Here is a 14235-nt window from a genome sequence, read left to right as displayed (position 1 = left end):
AGCCGCGTTCGGGTCAACAGCGCGCAAAGACACGGGAGGTGACGTCCATTCAGCAGCAACGGGAGACACGACACGGCCGCCGGGCGCTGGTCGCGGGGTCGGTGGGCAATCTCATCGAGTGGTACGAGTTCGGCGTCTACGGCTACTTCGCGACGATCATCGCGGCGCGGTTCTTCACGCCGGAGGGCGGCAGCGAGGCCGAGGCCCTGGTGAAGACGTACGCGTCCTTCGCGCTCGCGTTCTTCTTCCGACCCGTCGGCGCGGCGCTTTTCGGCCGACTCGGCGACCGGATCGGGCGGCGTCCGGTGCTGGTCCTCGTGATCACGCTGATGACCGTGGCGACGACGCTGATCGGCGCGCTGCCGACGTACGCGCAGGCTGGTGCCCTGGCGCCCTGGCTGCTGACGTTCCTGCGGGTGCTCCAAGGGCTGTCGGCGGGTGGGGAGTTCGGCGGGGCGGTGTCGGTGATGACGGAGTTCGCGCCGCCGGGCCGGCGTGGGCTGTACGGGTCGTTGCAGTCGTTCACGGTGGCGCTGGGCCTGCTGGCCGGTGCGGGGGCGGCGGCGCTGCTCGCCACCGTGCTGACGGCGGAGCAGCTGGGCGCGTGGGGATGGCGGCTGCCGTTCCTGCTGACGTTGCCCCTGGGGCTGGGCGCGTTGTGGCTGAGGCTGCGGCTGGACGAGACGCCGGCGTTCGTGGCGGGGCGGTCCGAGGAGACGCCTCCGCCGCGCGAGGTGGTCCGGGCCGTCGTGCTGGGCGCGGGGCGGATCATGGGCTGGGCCGCGGCGGGGTACACGTTCCTCGTCGTGCTGCCGTCGTATCTGCAGAGCTCGCTGGGCGCGACGTTCCAGCAGGCCCTGATGGCGACCGTGTTGGCCAATCTCGGTTTCGCGGCGACGATCGTGCCGGCGGGGCTGCTCAGCGACCGGCTCGGACGGCGGGCGGTGATGGTGTCGGGGGCGGTGCTGGTGGTGGTCCTCGCGGTGCCGCTGCTCAACCTTCTGCAGCAACCCGGCGTTTCGAACACCGTGAAGGGCGTGGCGTTGTGCGGCGCGGGTGCGGTGGTGGGGCTGATGGCGGGGCCGGGGCCCGCGATGCTGTCGGAGATGTTCCCGACCCGGGTCCGCTGCACGGGCCTGGGACTCGCCTACGCGCTGTCCAATGCGGTGTTCTCGGGGTGTGCCGGGCTCATCATCACGGAGACGATCGAGCGGACGGGCAGCGTGGACGTCCCCGCGTACTATGCGGCCGCGGCGTGTGCGGTGAGCGTGCCGGCGCTTCTCACGCTGCCGTCCGCGCGGCGGGCCGGGGTACCGAAAGCGGGGGTGGAGAGGGCGGGTTGAGCGGATGCGGGTGATCGGATGCGGGTGATCGGTCTCATGTCGGGCACGTCGTACGACGCGATCGACGCGGCGGCGGCCGAGCTGGGCCTCGTCGGCGACAGCCTGGTGCTGAAGCCGCTCGGCAGCGTGAGCGAACCGTACGGCGAAGAAGTGCGCGAGGCGCTGGCCGCCGCGCTGCCGCCGGGGACCACCACACTGGGCGAGGTGTGCCGGCTGGACACCCGGATCGGGCAGGCCTTCGCGGCGACGGCCGTCCGGGCCGACCGCGAACTGTGCGAGGGACGGGCGGAGTTGGTCGCCTCGCACGGGCAGACCGTCTACCACTGGGTCGCCGGCGCCGAGGTCCACGGCACGCTCCAGCTGGGGCAGCCGGCGTGGATCGCCGAGGCGACCGGGCTGCCCGTGGTCGCCGACTTCCGGCCGCGTGACATCGCCGCCGGCGGGCAGGGCGCGCCGCTGGTCAGCCTGGTCGACCTGCTGTGGCTGCGCGGCAGGCCGGGCAGGCCCGTCGCCCTCAACATCGGCGGGATCGCCAACCTCACCGCGCCCGACGGGACGGCCTACGACACCGGGCCGGGCTGCGCACTGATCGACGCGGCGGCCCGGGGGTTCAGCGGCGGGGCGCTGGCCTACGACACGGACGGGGTGCTGGCCGCGCGGGGCCGGGTGCACGGGCCGTTGCTGGACCGGTTCCTCCAGGAGCCGTACTACGCGCTGCCCGCGCCGAAGACGACGGGCAAGGAGCTGTTCCACCTCGGTCATCTGCGGGACGCGCTGGCCGGGTTCGGGACGCTGCCGGCCGAGGACGTCGTCGCGACGCTCACGATGCTCACGGCCCGGACCGTGGCGGACGCCGTGGGGTCGGTGGGTGCGACGGAGGTGGTGGCCTCGGGCGGCGGGACGCGCAACCCGGTGCTGATGGCGATGCTCGCGGATGCGCTGCGGGGCGTGGCCCTGCGCACCTCCGACGATCTGGGTCTGCCGTCCGACGCCAAGGAGGCGTACGCCTTCGCGGTGCTGGGGTTTTTGACCCTGCACGGCCTGCCGGGCACGGACCCGGCGAGCACGGGGGCTCGTCACCCGAGTGTGCTGGGGTCGGTGACCCCGGGCCGGGAGGGGCTGCGGCTTCCGCCGCGGGCGGTTCGGCAGCCGGCGCGGCTGCTCCTGGAATAGCCGGTTCCGACTCCTCTCATGCCTCTTTCACCGACGCCTCATACGGTGGGGGCATGACGCAGGAGACTCCTCCCGGGTGGTACGCCGATCCCGGACAGACAAGTGACGGGCCCGCCACCGAGCGCTGGTGGGACGGCAAGGCCTGGACGGACCGCATCCGCCCGGCGCAGCCGCCCGCGACCTGGGGTCCCCCGACGGGGCCGGCGTCCGCCGGCCCCTCACCGACGGATCAAACGCCCCCTGCCGGGACTTCGACGCCACCGGCGGACCGCCCGGCCACGGCCGGTGAGCCGACCGGGACCGGAGCGCCGGGAGCGGGCGAGCGGGCCAGGAGCGAGATACCGGGAACCGGACAGCCGAGTGCCGCCGAGGCGGCGGGAATCGGGCAGTCGGCCGAGGGCGGGGGGCCGGGGGCCGCCGGGGTTCCGGGGTCCGCCGGAGGTCCGGGGTCCGCAGGGGGCCCGGGATCCGCAGGAGGCCCGGGATCCGCAGGGCAGCTCAGCGGGGCCGGGCAGCCCGCGGGTGCCTGGGGCTCCGGGTCCGCCGCGTATCCAGGTGCCGTCGGGCAGTCGGGGGCCGGGGGGCAGCCCGGCAGTGGTGCGTACCCGGGGGCCGCCGGGTATCCCGCCTACCCCGCCCATCCCGCCGCGCCCGAGGGCGGAAAGGGGCGGCGGCTTCGCATGGGCGCCGCCGTCGCCGCGGCCGTGGTCGTCCTCGCCAGTATCGGCGTCGGCGTGTACGCGCTGACGGACGGCGGCGGTGGCGGCTCGCCCACCTCGCAGGGACCTGGCGGGCCGGGTGCGCCCGGTGGCACGGGCGGGCCAGGCGGATCGGGTGGGTCCGGCGGTTCCGGAGGATCGGGCGGGTCCGGCGGCTCCGGAGGATCGGGCGGGTCCGGCGGCGACGGCGGCTCCGGTGGGCAGAGTCCACGGCCCGAGCAGTCCGAGCCACCGAAGATCAGGAGCGGGTCGGTGACCGATCCGGTCAGCGGGATCAGCCTGCCGATCCCGAAGGGCTGGTACGGCCAGCAGGCCAACGCCGGCGCCCAGGTGACGTCCGACGACTCCTACAAGTGCCCCGGCGACACCTCATCGACCTGCACGAAGGGCGGCGCCTACTCGGCACCGGCCCTGCTGCTCGGCACCAAGGGCGCCACCGCCGAGGAGATCGCGAAGGCGGACATCGCGAAGAACGCCGAGGAGTCCTACGGCGGCAAGTCGTACGGCGGGATCACCTCCCACGACGTGCTGGACTCCAAGGCCGTGACCGTGGCCGGGCAGAAGGGCTACCTGGTCCGCTGGAAGGCCGTCACGAGCAAGGGCGCCGACGGCATCGTGGAGTCGCTCGCGTTCCCCTCCCCCGCCAACGCGAAGCAGATGGTGGTCGTGCGGTTCGGCGTCGACGCGGACCAGAAGGAGACCGTGCTCGACGACATCGCCCAGGGCATCAAGGTGTCGACGGGCAGCGGCAACGGCCAGGACATCTGACCCCCAGCGGGCGCCCCGCGGACACCGGTCGGCCGGGTGGGGCGCCCCTGCCGCTCACAGGGGAACCCCACCCGGCCGGGGGGTGCGCGCCGCCCCCGTCCCCACGGGTCGGCGCGGTCGGGTCACCGTCCGGTCATCCGGCGGACGGCGGCCCGGGTCTCAGGTCAGGCCCAGTGCCGGGAGCACGGCGGCCTCCACGAAGCGGACCAGGTAGTCCGGGTCGGCGTACTGGCCCTCCAGGACGGGCCGGATGCGCAGGACACCGAACATCTGCGCCGGGATGTACTCCAGCGCAGGATGGTCGGCGGGCACTTCTTCCCGCTCGACGCCCCGGCGGATGATTTCCTTCAGCGCGGCGATCTCCGGCTCGACCAGCGCCTCGCGCAGGGCGCGCTGCAACTCCGGGTCCTGAGGGGCCGCATGCACGAGCGCCTGGAGGAGCTTGGTGTCCCGGCCCGACAGCTCTCCCGCCGCCCGGGCCGCCTCGCGCAGGTCGTCCGCGAGCGAGCCGGTGTCGATACAGCGCGACCGCCGGTGCGAGCGCAGCGCCGCCGCCACGAGCTGGGGCTTGGTCTTCCACTGGCGGTAGAGCGTGGACTTGCTGCACCGGGTGCTGGCGGCGATCCCCTCCATGGTGACGGAGTCGTAGCCGCACTCCCTCAGCTGCTCCAGCACGGCGTCGTAGAACTCCTGCTCACGCTCGGGCGTGATCTTGGAGCGGCGCGTGACACCGACCGGCTCGGGCCGGTCCGCAGCCTGCGACGTCATGGGCGGTGCTCCTGGCTTTCGTCGGGCGGCCGGAAAATTCCCGGCCCGCGATGTGTTCTACGTCTATCGATACGCCAGTGTACCGGTACGCAGCCGTATCGGTACACTGGCGTATCGGTACGCTCTCGTACCGATAACGCACCACCGTCACCGAAGGGGCCGGGGGATGAATGCCCGCACCGAGCCTGCGCCGGCGGGGTCCGACGCGATAGCGCGACCGCCGCTCGTCCGGGAGCTCCTGCTTGTCGCAGGGCTCTTCCTCGTCTACAAGTTCGGTCGTCAGCTGGCCACGGGCCACACCGGTGAGGCCTTCCGCAACGCGCATCGCGTGTGGGACTTCGAGCGAGCGGTCCATCTGCCCGGTGAGGGGGCGGTGCAGTCCCTGCTGCTGCACGGCGACGGCCTGGTGCACCTCGCGAACACCTACTACGCGGCCGTCCACTTCCCGGCCACCGCCGCCTTCCTGATCTGGCTCTATCTGCGCCGCCCGGCCCACTACGTCTGGTCCCGCCGGGTGCTGGCCGCGGTCACCGCCGCGGCGCTGGCGCTGCACCTGCTGTTCCCGCTCGCCCCGCCGCGCATGCCGGCGGCGGCCGGTCTGGTCGACACGGCGCGGCTGTACGGGCCCTCGGTGTACGGCGATCCCGCGACCGACTCCCTGTCCAACCAGTTCGCGGCGATGCCGTCGCTGCACTTCGGCTGGGCGCTGATGGTGGCGATCGGCCTGATCGTCGCGACCCGCTCGCGATGGCGCTGGCTCTGGCTCGCGCATCCGCTGCTGACGCTGCTGGTGATCGTCGGTACGGCGAACCACTACTGGCTCGACGCGATCGTCGCGGCGGCCCTGCTCGCTCTCGCGCTCGCGGTGATCCGCCCCCGGACCCCGTCCGGGGGGAGCCCCGTCTCGCTTCGTTCGCCGCGCCGCACGGCGACCACGGCCGGCCGGGCCCACGGCACCCTCGTACCGGCCCAGCGGGACGAGCAGGCACTCGTGGGAGCGAGCCGATGAACGCCGTCCTGATCGCCGTCGCCCTGTCCCTCGTCTCCGCCGTCGCCTACGCGGCCGCCGCGGTCGCCCAGGAGCGGCTCGCGTCCCGCTCCCCCGGCGCCGGCACGCTGCGGCTGCTCGGCAGCGGCGCCTGGTGGTGGTCGGTCGGGCTGAACGCGTCGGCCGCGCTGCTGCACGTCGTCGCCCTGCGATACGGTCCGCTGACCGTCGTGCAGCCGCTCGGCGCGCTCACCCTGGTCGCGGCCGTACCGATGGGGGCGCGGCTGGCGGGCCGGCGGGTGAGCGCGGTCGAGTGGAAGGGCACCGCGCTGACGCTGCTCGGCCTGGGCGCGATCCTGGTCACGGCGTCGGGCGCGGCGCCGGACGATGCGCTGAGCGTTCCCGAGGCGCTGGTGGTGGCGGGCGCCACCGCGGCCCTCATCGGGGTGCTGTCCCGGCCGGGCGCGCGCCCCGGGCTGCGGCACGCCTCCGCGTCGGGTCTGGCCTCCGGGGTCGCCTCGGCCCTCACGCAGACGGTGACGGTGGCCGCGACGGACCGGTCCGGTCCGGTCCTGAGTGTCCAGGTGGTCGGCGTGGCCCTGCTCGTGGCGGCCTTCGCGGCCGGCGGGCTGCTGCTGTCGCAGACGGCATACCGGGGCGGCCTGGGCGGACCGCTCGCGATGGTGACGCTGGCCAACCCGCTGGCCGCCGCGGTGATCGGCCTGTCGCTGCTGGGTGAACGCCTCCAGGGCGGCCCGGCGGGGGTGCTGCTCGCGCTCGCCGGGGCGGGGCTGGCGTCCTGGGGAGTGGTGCTGCTCAGCCGGGCGGCACCCGCCGCTGCCCCGGTGGACGACGACCATCCGGTGGCCGCCGTCCTGGCGCTGGAACCCGGCTCGGCGACGGCCGAACCCGTGCTGGTGCCCCGGCCGCACGATCCGGGGCACCTCACTCCCGCTACACGGTGATGATCGCCGGGTCGCTCACCCCCGGCTGCCCGTTCTCGACGTGCCCCGCGAACCGCCGCAGGAACGCCTGGTCGCCCTCGGCGGTGACGGTCAGGTCGTACCAGCGGCGGCTGGCGGCGAGTTCCACGGTCCGGCACACCGTCGCGCCCGGCCGCACCGTGACGGTCGTGGGCCGTCCGCCGTAGCCGTTGGACACCTTCAGACGGGTCGTGCCCGAGCCCTTGTTGGTGAAGGTCAGCTCGATGTCGTCACCGCTGTGGCGGGCGGTGACCTCGCAGCCGGCCGTCTTGTTCGCACCCTTGAAGACGCGCACGAAGCCGCCCGGGCCGTGCACGGTCAGGTCGTAGAAGCCCCCGGAGTACGCCGAGTTCCAGGTGTCGGAGAGCGTCTTGCCGGCCTCGGTGGTGTACATCCAGGGGCCGTCGGCGCGGTTGCCGGAGGTGATGTGGAAGGCGGCGCCGGCCTTCGCGCCGGAGGCGAAGGTGAGGGTGAGCTTCCCGGCCGCAGCGTCGACCGAGGCGTCCACGCGAGGGGCGTACTTCAGCGGCCGGGAGCGGCGCGGGCCGCGTTCCTGCCGGGGCATGCGCGGGTCGGCGGGCGGGACCGGCTTGTAGTCGGGGTGGCGTTCGCGGTCCTGGGGCTCGTACCCGTCGGTGCCGGGCAGCGGCGCCGGGCGGGCGTCCTTGCGGGAGAAGTCGAACGCGGCGGTCAGATCACCGCAGATGGCCCGGCGCCACGGCGAGATGTTGGTCTCGCGCACGCCGAAGCGGCGCTCCATGAACCGCAGGATCGAGGTGTGATCAAGGGTCTCGGAGCAGACGTAGCCGCCCTTGCTCCACGGCGAGACGACCAGCATCGGCACCCGGGGGCCGAGGCCGTACGGACCGGCCGTGTTCTTGCCGTCGCCAGGGAAGAGGTCGAGGGAGACGTCGACGGTGGACAGGCCCCGCGAGGCGTCCTTCGGCGGCAGCGGCGGCACCACGTGGTCGAAGAAGCCGTCGTTCTCGTCGTAGGTGATGAACAGGGCCGTCTTGGACCAGACCTCCGGGTTGGAGGTGAGGGCGTCAAGGACCTGGGCGATGTACCAGGCGCCGTAGTTCGACGGCCAGTTGGAGTGCTCGGAGAAGGCCTCGGGGGCGGCGATCCAGGAGATCTGGGGCAGCTCGCCGGCCTTGACGTCCGCCTTCAGCCGGTCGAAGTAGCCCTCGCCCGCCTTGGCGTTCGTGCCGGTGCGGGCCTTGTCGTACCAGGGGTCGCCTGGCTTGGCCTCGCGGTACTTGTTGAAGTACAGCAGCGAGTTGTCGCCGTAGTTGCCGCGGTAGGCGTCCTGGATCCAGCCCCAGGAGCCCTGGGCGTCGAGGCCGTCGCCGATGTCCTGGTAGATCTTCCAGGAGATGCCCGCCTGCTCCAGGCGCTCGGGGTAGGTCGTCCAGCCGTAGCCGAGCTCGTCGTTGCCGAGGACCGGGCCGCCGCCGGTGCCGTCGTTGCCGGTGTACCCGGACCACATGTAGTAGCGGTTCGGGTCGGTCGAGCCGATGAACGAGCAGTGGTAGGCGTCGCAGACCGTGAAGGAGTCGGCGAGGGCGTAGTGGAACGGGATGTCCTCGCGGGTCAGGTACGCCATGGTCGTGGTGCCCTTGGCGGGCACCCACCGGTCGTACTTGCCGCCGTCGTAGGCCTGGTGGCCGTCGGGCCAGGAGTGCGGCAGGCCCTCCAGGAACTGCATGCCGAGGTCGTCGGCGTCCGGGTGGAACGGCAGGATCTCCTTGCCGTCCTTCTCCTGGTGCCAGACCGGTTTTCCGTTGTCGAGGGTGACCGGGCGGGGGTCGCCGAAGCCGCGGACGCCTCTCAGGGTGCCGAAGTAGTGGTCGAAGGAACGGTTCTCCTGCATGAGGACGACGATGTGCTCGACATCCTCGATCGACCCGGTGCGGTGGTTCGCCGGAAGAGCGGCGGCGCGCTGGATGCTGGCGGACAGCGCGCTGAAGGCCGTGGTGGCACCCGCGAGTTGGAGGAAGCGGCGCCGGTTGACTTCGGACATGAAGGACAGACCTCTCATCCTGAGGTACGGGATGGCCGGAACGTGACGGAATCTGCGCGGAAGGAGTGTTTCAGGAACACCAAACGACAAGGAAGGGGCGCGTGACACTCATGTGAAAGTCGCCGGTACGGAGGGTGTGCCAGGGCGTTGTCAGGGGAGGGTGGGAGGCGTGACAGAGACGCAGACGGTTTCCCCGCCGACGAAACGGCCCGTTCGCCAGCTCCTCGCCGCCTCCGTGGGCAACGCGGTCGAGTGGTACGACTGGTACGCGTACACGTTTCTGGCCACCTACATAGCCGCCCAGGTCTTCCCCAAGAGCGCGGACAACTCACTGGTGCCGCTGCTGTCCACGTTCGCGGTGTTCGCGGTCGGCTTCTTCATGCGGCCGGTGGGCGGGCTGCTGATGGGCGCCGTCGCGGACCGGCACGGGCGGCGGGCCGCCCTCACGGTCACGATCCTGCTGATGGGCGGCAGCAGTCTGCTGGTCGGACTGACCCCGACGTACGCCGCGGTGGGCGTGCTCGCGCCGGTGATCCTGGTGCTGGCGCGGCTGCTCCAGGGCCTGTCCGTGGGCGGCGAGTTCGCAGCCTCGACGACCTTCCTGGTGGAGTCGGCGGGCCCCGGCCGGCGCGGGTTGTTCTCCAGCTTCCAGTACGTGTCGACGACCGTGGGACAGCTGATCGCCTCCGGTATCGCGACGCTGCTGGTGGACACGCTCAGCGACGGGCAGATGAACGGCTGGGGCTGGCGGGTGCCGTTCGTCCTCGGGGCCGTGCTGAGCCTGGTCGGCTTCTGGATCCGGCAGGGCGCGCAGGAGACCCGCAGCGCCGAGCAGCAGCAGGCTCCGCGCCCCGGACTGTTCGAGGCGCTGCGCCGGCACCCGCGCGAGTCGCTCCTCATCGGCGGCATCACGGCGGGCGGCACCATCGCCTACTACACGTGGACGTCGTACCTGCCGACGTACGCCGAGCTCAACGCGGGCATCGAGAAGTCGGACGCGCTGCTCGCGGGCACGATCTCACTGGCCTTCTTCGCGCTGCTCCAGCCGCTCGGCGGTCTGCTCTCGGACCGCTTCGGCCGCCGCCCCCTGCTGCTCTTCTTCGGTCTGGGCTTCGCGCTGCTCGCGGTGCCGCTGCTGCACACCCTGCGCGACTCGTTCGCCGTGCTGCTGCTCGTGCAGTGCGCGGGCATGGTGCTGCTGACCGGGTTCACCTCGATCAGCGCGGCCGTGAACGCGGAGATCTTCCCGCCCCGGGTCCGCGCGGCGGGCATCGGCTTCCCCTACTCCCTGACGGTGGCCCTCTTCGGCGGCACGGCCCCCTACGTCGGCACCCTGTTCAAGGAGTTGGGGCACGCGGGGCTGTTCCCCTGGTACGTCGCGGTGCTCTGCCTGGTGTCCTCGGTGGTGTATCTGCGGCTCCCGGAGACGGCTCACGCACCGCTGCGGCGGTGAGCGGGGGCGCCGTCGGGGGCGGGTTCGCCGTCCTCGCCCTTCTCGCGCGCTCCCCCGTCCGGTTCGTCGTGCGGTCCCGCTCCGTTGGGCGACCCGGTGGCGGCAGGGGCCGGCAGCCCCTCCTTGACGGCGACCCGCTCGGGATCGACCACGGCGTCGGTGGTCCTGCCCACCTCCGACAGCGTCATCTGGGCGCGGTCGTCGACGAGTCGGGTCACCAGGTGCTGTGCGGCGCCGAACGCCGCGGCCCAGGCGAGGACCTGGGCCCTGGTGTCGAGGTCACTGAGCCCGGGGACGAAGGCCCCTCTGATCAGCAGCAGCCCCAGGAAGGCCGACAGGGCGCCGGTCGGGAGCTTCAGCACCGCCGACGCCAGGGGCAGCATGTAGGGGGAGTCGGTCCCCCGGATGCGGCGCAGCGAGGCGATGACGGTGAGGGCGGCACCGGCGATTCCGGCGATCTCGATGGTGACGATGTCCGTGGGGTCGGCCTTGCTGCTGGGATCGATTTTCGCCTCGCCCGGTTTCTGCACGATGTGATGCTCCGCGGTAGGGCAGACGACATCGACGTCGCGCGAGGAGCCGCTTCCGGGCGAGAAGCACAAGCTCAGCGAGCTGGGCGAGAACCACCCGTAGAGAGCCAGGCTCACCACCCCGAACAGCACGAGGAACGTCGCGGCCCACAGGATGTTGCGCAGGCTGCGCACCCGGGCCAGTTCGTCGTCCAAGTGGCTGTACGCGGCGTCGAGCGCCCGCGCCATGAGGTCCCGGTCGCTCGGCGTGATGTCACCGGAGATGATGGGACGGAGCCGCAGGGCGAGCCGGACCCGGCGGGGGTCGTCGGCGTCCATGTGATCCTTGACCAGCGCCATGACCTCGCTGGCGCGGCCCGCGGCTTCTTCGTCGGAAACCAGTTGAATCAGCAATACCTCGGCGCTGCGGATATTCGAGCACACGCCCTCACGGGCCGCCGAGCCGGACCACGGCTTCCGCCACCCGAAATCCTCGTCCGCAGCCGCACGGGCCTTTTCGAGATGCCCCCGCATTCCCTCGACGAGCGCCTTCCTGTCTCCGCGAACCCGTCTGGCGCTTTCGTGTTCCAGTTCCGCTTCGAGATACGCGATACGAGCCCGGGCCCGTGCGCGCCAGGCCGTCCGCGGAGGCCGGCCCGACGCGATGCCGATCATTCGAAGACGGCGGGTACGTGAAGCCTCTCCCAGGACTTCCGGCCCGGCGTGCCGTCAGCGTCGTGGCCTGTGAATCCGAGCTTGCGCTGCCACATCGCGTACGACTTCCGGTCCGCCTCGCTCCACTGGGAGTCGGGCCCGGCGGCGTACGCCGAGCACTCCTCCTCGATGAGGCGGAAGCCCATCGCCTCGATGACCGGGCTCGTCACGGAGGACTGGAAGAAGTCGCTGCCCGGGAACGGCTCGAATTCCCCGTGCATGGACGGTGCGGCCACACGGATCCGTTGACCGGGATGGATGATGTCAGGATTCTCGATCTCGGGATTCCACTCGAGAATCTGGCCGAGCGTCACATGATGCATGGACGCGATCTTGGCGAGGGTGTCACCGTGCTTGACCACATAGAACTCTGTCTTTTCCATATACCCAGATTAAGCGGATTCGCCGTGACGAAAAAGTCGGGAATTCCGTTGCGCTTTCACTTTTTGACGCGGCAACCGCTTCCGTCTGACGGAAGGCCCGTTGCGGCGCCGGGAGAGCCGCGCCGACGATGACGGCACGACCAGAGACGGGAGCCAGCGCCCATGCCTCACATGACCGCCTTCGCCAGGAACCAGTGGTACGTCGCCGCCTACAGTCACGAGGTGGGGCGGGAGTTGCTCGGCCGGACGATCCTCGGTGAGACGCTCGTGCTGTACCGGACCGAGGAGGACGGGACGCCGGTCGTGCTGCACGACCGGTGCGTGCACCGCCGTTATCCGCTGTCGGAGGCGCCGACGCGGCTGGACGGGGACCGGATCGTGTGCGGGTACCACGGGTTCACGTACGACACGTCCGGTACGTGCGTGTACGTGCCCGGGCAGAAACGCGTGCCACGCACGGCCCGGATCGCCTCCTACCCGGTCGTCGAGCAGGACTCGCTGATCTGGGTGTGGATGGGCGACCCGGCCCTCGCCGACGCGCAGACCATCCCCCGGGCCCGGCACCTCGACTCCCCCGGCTGGGTCACCGTGCGCGGCATGGAACCCATCGACTGCGACTACGGGCTGCTCGTCGACAACCTCCTCGACCTGTCCCACGAGACGTATCTGCACGGCGGTTACATCGGCACCCCCGAGGTCGCCGAGACGCCGATCACCACCGAGGTCGACGAGGGCGCCGGGATCGTCCGGGTGAGCCGGCACATGGACGACGCCGAGTGCCCGCCGTTCTACGCCAGGTCGACCGGCATCCAGGGCCGGATCACCCGCTGGCAGGACATCGAGTACCACGCCCCCTGCCTGTATCTGCTGCACAGCCGCATCGCCCCGGCCGGGGTGCTGCCCGAGGCGGACGGCAGCGACCCGAACGGCTTCCACACGGAGATCACCTACGCGATCACGCCGTCCGGCGACGGCACGGTGTACGACTTCTGGGCGGTTTCCCGGGACTGGGCGACGGACGACGCCGAAGTGACCGAGTTCCTGCGGGGCAACAACCACACGGTCGTGATGCAGGACGTCACCGCGCTCAACCTGCTCCAGAAGACGCTCGGCACCGAACGCACCGGCTACCAGGAGCTGAGCATCAACATCGACACCGGTGGCCTGGCCGCCCGCCGCATCCTCGCCCGCCTGGTGGAGCAGGGAGAGAAGCCCGTGGAGAAGGTCCGGTGACCGCGCCGACCGGCGAGATCTACCGCATCGCCTGGCTGCCCGGCACCGACACCCTGCACGGCACCTGCCACTGCGGCCGTGAGCACACCGCGCAGGACCCGGTCGAGATGTGGGAGTGGATGCTCGCCCATCCGCAGGGGCACTGTGTCGACGAGCCGCGAGGAAACAGCTCATGAGCGTGTACGAGGCCGAACTCGTCGTCGAGCGGAAGGAGTTCGCGGCCGAGGGCGTGCTCGCGCTGACCCTGCGCCATCCACTGGGCGAGCAGCTTCCGGCCTGGGAGCCGGGTGCCCACGTCGACGTCCTGCTGGAGCCCGGTCTGGAGCGGCAGTACTCGCTGTGCGGCGATCCGGCGGACCGGTCGGCCTGGCGGATCGCGGTGCTGCGCGAGAACGCCGGGCGGGGCGGTTCCGCCCATGTGCACGAGCGGTTGGGCGAGGGGGCGCGGGTGCGGGTGCGCGGTCCCCGGAACAACTTCGGCCTGGAGCCCGCCGCCCGGTACCGCTTCGTCGCGGGCGGCATCGGCATCACGCCGATCCTGCCGATGCTTGCGGCGGCCGAGGCGGCGGGCGCCGAGTGGACGCTGCTGTACGGCGGGCGCACCCGCGGCTCCATGGCGTTCGGCGAGGAACTGGGCCGCTACGGGGACCGCGTGACGATCGCGCCCGAGGACGAGACGGGCCTGCTGGACCTGCCCTCCGTGCTGGACGACGTGCCCGAGGGCACGCTCGTCTACTGCTGCGGCCCCGGGCCGCTGCTGGACGCGGTCGAGGCCCGGTGCCCGTCCGGGGTCCTGCGCGTCGAGCGGTTCCGGCCGAAGACGCAGGAGAGCGGCGGCGAGACGGTGTTCGAGGTGGAGCTGGCGCGCAGCGGCCGGACGCTCACCGTCGCCCCGGACGTGTCCGTGCTCGACGCCGTGCGCGAGGCCGGGGTCGAGGTGCTGTACTCCTGCACCGAGGGCACCTGCGGCACGTGTGAGACCGACGTCCTCGACGGTGAGCCGGACCATCGTGACTCGGTGCTGACGGAGGACGAACGCGCGGCCGGCGAGACCATGCTGATCTGTGTGTCCCGCTGCCTCGGGAAGCGGCTCGTGCTGGACCTGTGAACCGGTCGCCCGAGCGCCGTCCCGGCCCGTAGGCACCGGGGCGGCGCTCGATCTCGTGCGGCCCTGACGG

The 14235-nt window shown here is 72.0% G+C and carries 13 protein-coding genes and 1 pseudogene; 10 read left to right on the top strand and 4 right to left on the bottom strand.

The window, feature by feature from the left end:
• Window positions 1-38: 38 nt before the first annotated feature.
• From QOL88_RS33515 to QOL88_RS33500, 4 genes and pseudogenes are all read left to right on the top strand, one after another.
• Window positions 39-1343: an MFS transporter gene (locus tag QOL88_RS33515; RefSeq protein WP_097221983.1), complete on the top strand. Its 1305-nt coding sequence runs from the start codon at window positions 39-41 to the stop codon at window positions 1341-1343.
• Between the two features lie 18 nt (window positions 1344-1361).
• A complete protein-coding gene (locus QOL88_RS33510; protein WP_097221982.1) occupies window positions 1362-2516 on the top strand; it encodes an anhydro-N-acetylmuramic acid kinase in 1155 nt (384 codons plus the stop codon).
• 53 nt (window positions 2517-2569) lie between these two features.
• A pseudogene (locus QOL88_RS33505) lies at window positions 2570-2686 on the top strand (DUF2510 domain-containing protein); the annotation flags it as partial.
• Between the two features lie 210 nt (window positions 2687-2896).
• Window positions 2897-4003 (top strand): hypothetical protein, encoded by a 1107-nt coding sequence (locus QOL88_RS33500; RefSeq protein WP_373559358.1) that lies wholly within the window; start codon window positions 2897-2899, stop codon window positions 4001-4003.
• 159 nt (window positions 4004-4162) lie between these two features.
• Here the strand turns inward: QOL88_RS33500 and QOL88_RS33495 are convergent, their stop codons facing one another.
• Entirely contained in the window at window positions 4163-4771 is a 609-nt protein-coding gene (locus QOL88_RS33495; RefSeq protein ID WP_097221980.1) for a TetR/AcrR family transcriptional regulator, read from the bottom strand.
• A gap of 166 nt (window positions 4772-4937) precedes the next feature.
• Here QOL88_RS33495 and QOL88_RS33490 point away from each other — a divergent pair, with 166 nt between their 5' ends.
• Both QOL88_RS33490 and QOL88_RS33485 read left to right on the top strand, forming a co-directional pair.
• Window positions 4938-5780, top strand: coding sequence for a phosphatase PAP2 family protein (locus QOL88_RS33490; protein ID WP_097221979.1), 843 nt, complete (start codon window positions 4938-4940; stop codon window positions 5778-5780).
• A complete protein-coding gene (locus QOL88_RS33485) occupies window positions 5777-6724 on the top strand; it encodes a DMT family protein (RefSeq protein ID WP_097221978.1) in 948 nt (315 codons plus the stop codon). The genes QOL88_RS33490 and QOL88_RS33485 overlap by 4 nt, the downstream gene beginning before the upstream one ends.
• On the opposite strand, the gene QOL88_RS33480 is transcribed toward QOL88_RS33485, so the two are convergent.
• Window positions 6714-8765 carry a phosphocholine-specific phospholipase C gene (locus QOL88_RS33480; protein WP_097221977.1) on the bottom strand — a complete coding sequence of 684 codons (2052 nt, stop codon included), beginning with the start codon at window positions 8763-8765 and terminating at the stop codon, window positions 6714-6716. The two genes, QOL88_RS33485 and QOL88_RS33480, sit on opposite strands and share 11 nt — an antisense overlap.
• Before the next feature lie 169 nt (window positions 8766-8934).
• Here QOL88_RS33480 and QOL88_RS33475 point away from each other — a divergent pair, with 169 nt between their 5' ends.
• Window positions 8935-10218, top strand: coding sequence for an MFS transporter (locus tag QOL88_RS33475; RefSeq protein ID WP_097221976.1), 1284 nt, complete (start codon window positions 8935-8937; stop codon window positions 10216-10218).
• On the opposite strand, the gene QOL88_RS33470 is transcribed toward QOL88_RS33475, so the two are convergent.
• Window positions 10197-11171, bottom strand: a complete 975-nt coding sequence (locus QOL88_RS33470; protein ID WP_257027963.1) for a hypothetical protein — start codon at window positions 11169-11171, stop codon at window positions 10197-10199. The two genes, QOL88_RS33475 and QOL88_RS33470, sit on opposite strands and share 22 nt — an antisense overlap.
• Before the next feature lie 227 nt (window positions 11172-11398).
• Complete coding sequence (locus QOL88_RS39015; RefSeq protein ID WP_097221974.1) at window positions 11399-11824, bottom strand: peptidoglycan-binding protein; 426 nt, start codon at window positions 11822-11824, stop codon at window positions 11399-11401.
• 162 nt (window positions 11825-11986) lie between these two features.
• On the opposite strand from QOL88_RS39015, the gene QOL88_RS33455 reads away from it, so the two are divergent.
• The 3 genes from QOL88_RS33455 to QOL88_RS33445 are packed head-to-tail and all read left to right on the top strand — an operon-like array spanning window position 11987 to window position 14165.
• Entirely contained in the window at window positions 11987-13057 is a 1071-nt protein-coding gene (locus tag QOL88_RS33455) for an aromatic ring-hydroxylating dioxygenase subunit alpha (RefSeq protein ID WP_179879026.1), read from the top strand.
• Entirely contained in the window at window positions 13054-13233 is a 180-nt protein-coding gene (locus QOL88_RS33450) for a hypothetical protein (protein WP_097221972.1), read from the top strand. Before QOL88_RS33455 ends, QOL88_RS33450 begins: the two co-directional genes overlap by 4 nt.
• Window positions 13230-14165: a PDR/VanB family oxidoreductase gene (locus QOL88_RS33445; RefSeq protein ID WP_097221971.1), complete on the top strand. Its 936-nt coding sequence runs from the start codon at window positions 13230-13232 to the stop codon at window positions 14163-14165. Before QOL88_RS33450 ends, QOL88_RS33445 begins: the two co-directional genes overlap by 4 nt.
• Window positions 14166-14235: the final 70 nt, after the last annotated feature.

The sequence above is a fragment of the Streptomyces sp. Ag82_O1-12 genome, from assembly GCF_900182715.1.
Lineage (GTDB): Bacteria > Actinomycetota > Actinomycetes > Streptomycetales > Streptomycetaceae > Streptomyces > Streptomyces massasporeus.
This window is presented reverse-complemented; position numbering and strand designations above follow the sequence as displayed.

What these genes read in the sequence shown, in the direction of transcription:
- QOL88_RS33510 (WP_097221982.1), top strand. Translation starts at nt 1,362, where the DNA reads ATGCGGGTGATCGGTCTCATGTCGGGCACGTCGTACGACGCGATCGAC.
- QOL88_RS33495 (WP_097221980.1), bottom strand. Translation starts at nt 4,771, where the DNA reads ATGACGTCGCAGGCTGCGGACCGGCCCGAGCCGGTCGGTGTCACGCGC.
- QOL88_RS33490 (WP_097221979.1), top strand. Translation starts at nt 4,938, where the DNA reads ATGAATGCCCGCACCGAGCCTGCGCCGGCGGGGTCCGACGCGATAGCG.
- QOL88_RS33485 (WP_097221978.1), top strand. Translation starts at nt 5,777, where the DNA reads ATGAACGCCGTCCTGATCGCCGTCGCCCTGTCCCTCGTCTCCGCCGTC.
- QOL88_RS33480 (WP_097221977.1), bottom strand. Translation starts at nt 8,765, where the DNA reads ATGTCCGAAGTCAACCGGCGCCGCTTCCTCCAACTCGCGGGTGCCACC.
- QOL88_RS39015 (WP_097221974.1), bottom strand. Translation starts at nt 11,824, where the DNA reads ATGGAAAAGACAGAGTTCTATGTGGTCAAGCACGGTGACACCCTCGCC.
- QOL88_RS33455 (WP_179879026.1), top strand. Translation starts at nt 11,987, where the DNA reads ATGCCTCACATGACCGCCTTCGCCAGGAACCAGTGGTACGTCGCCGCC.
- QOL88_RS33445 (WP_097221971.1), top strand. Translation starts at nt 13,230, where the DNA reads ATGAGCGTGTACGAGGCCGAACTCGTCGTCGAGCGGAAGGAGTTCGCG.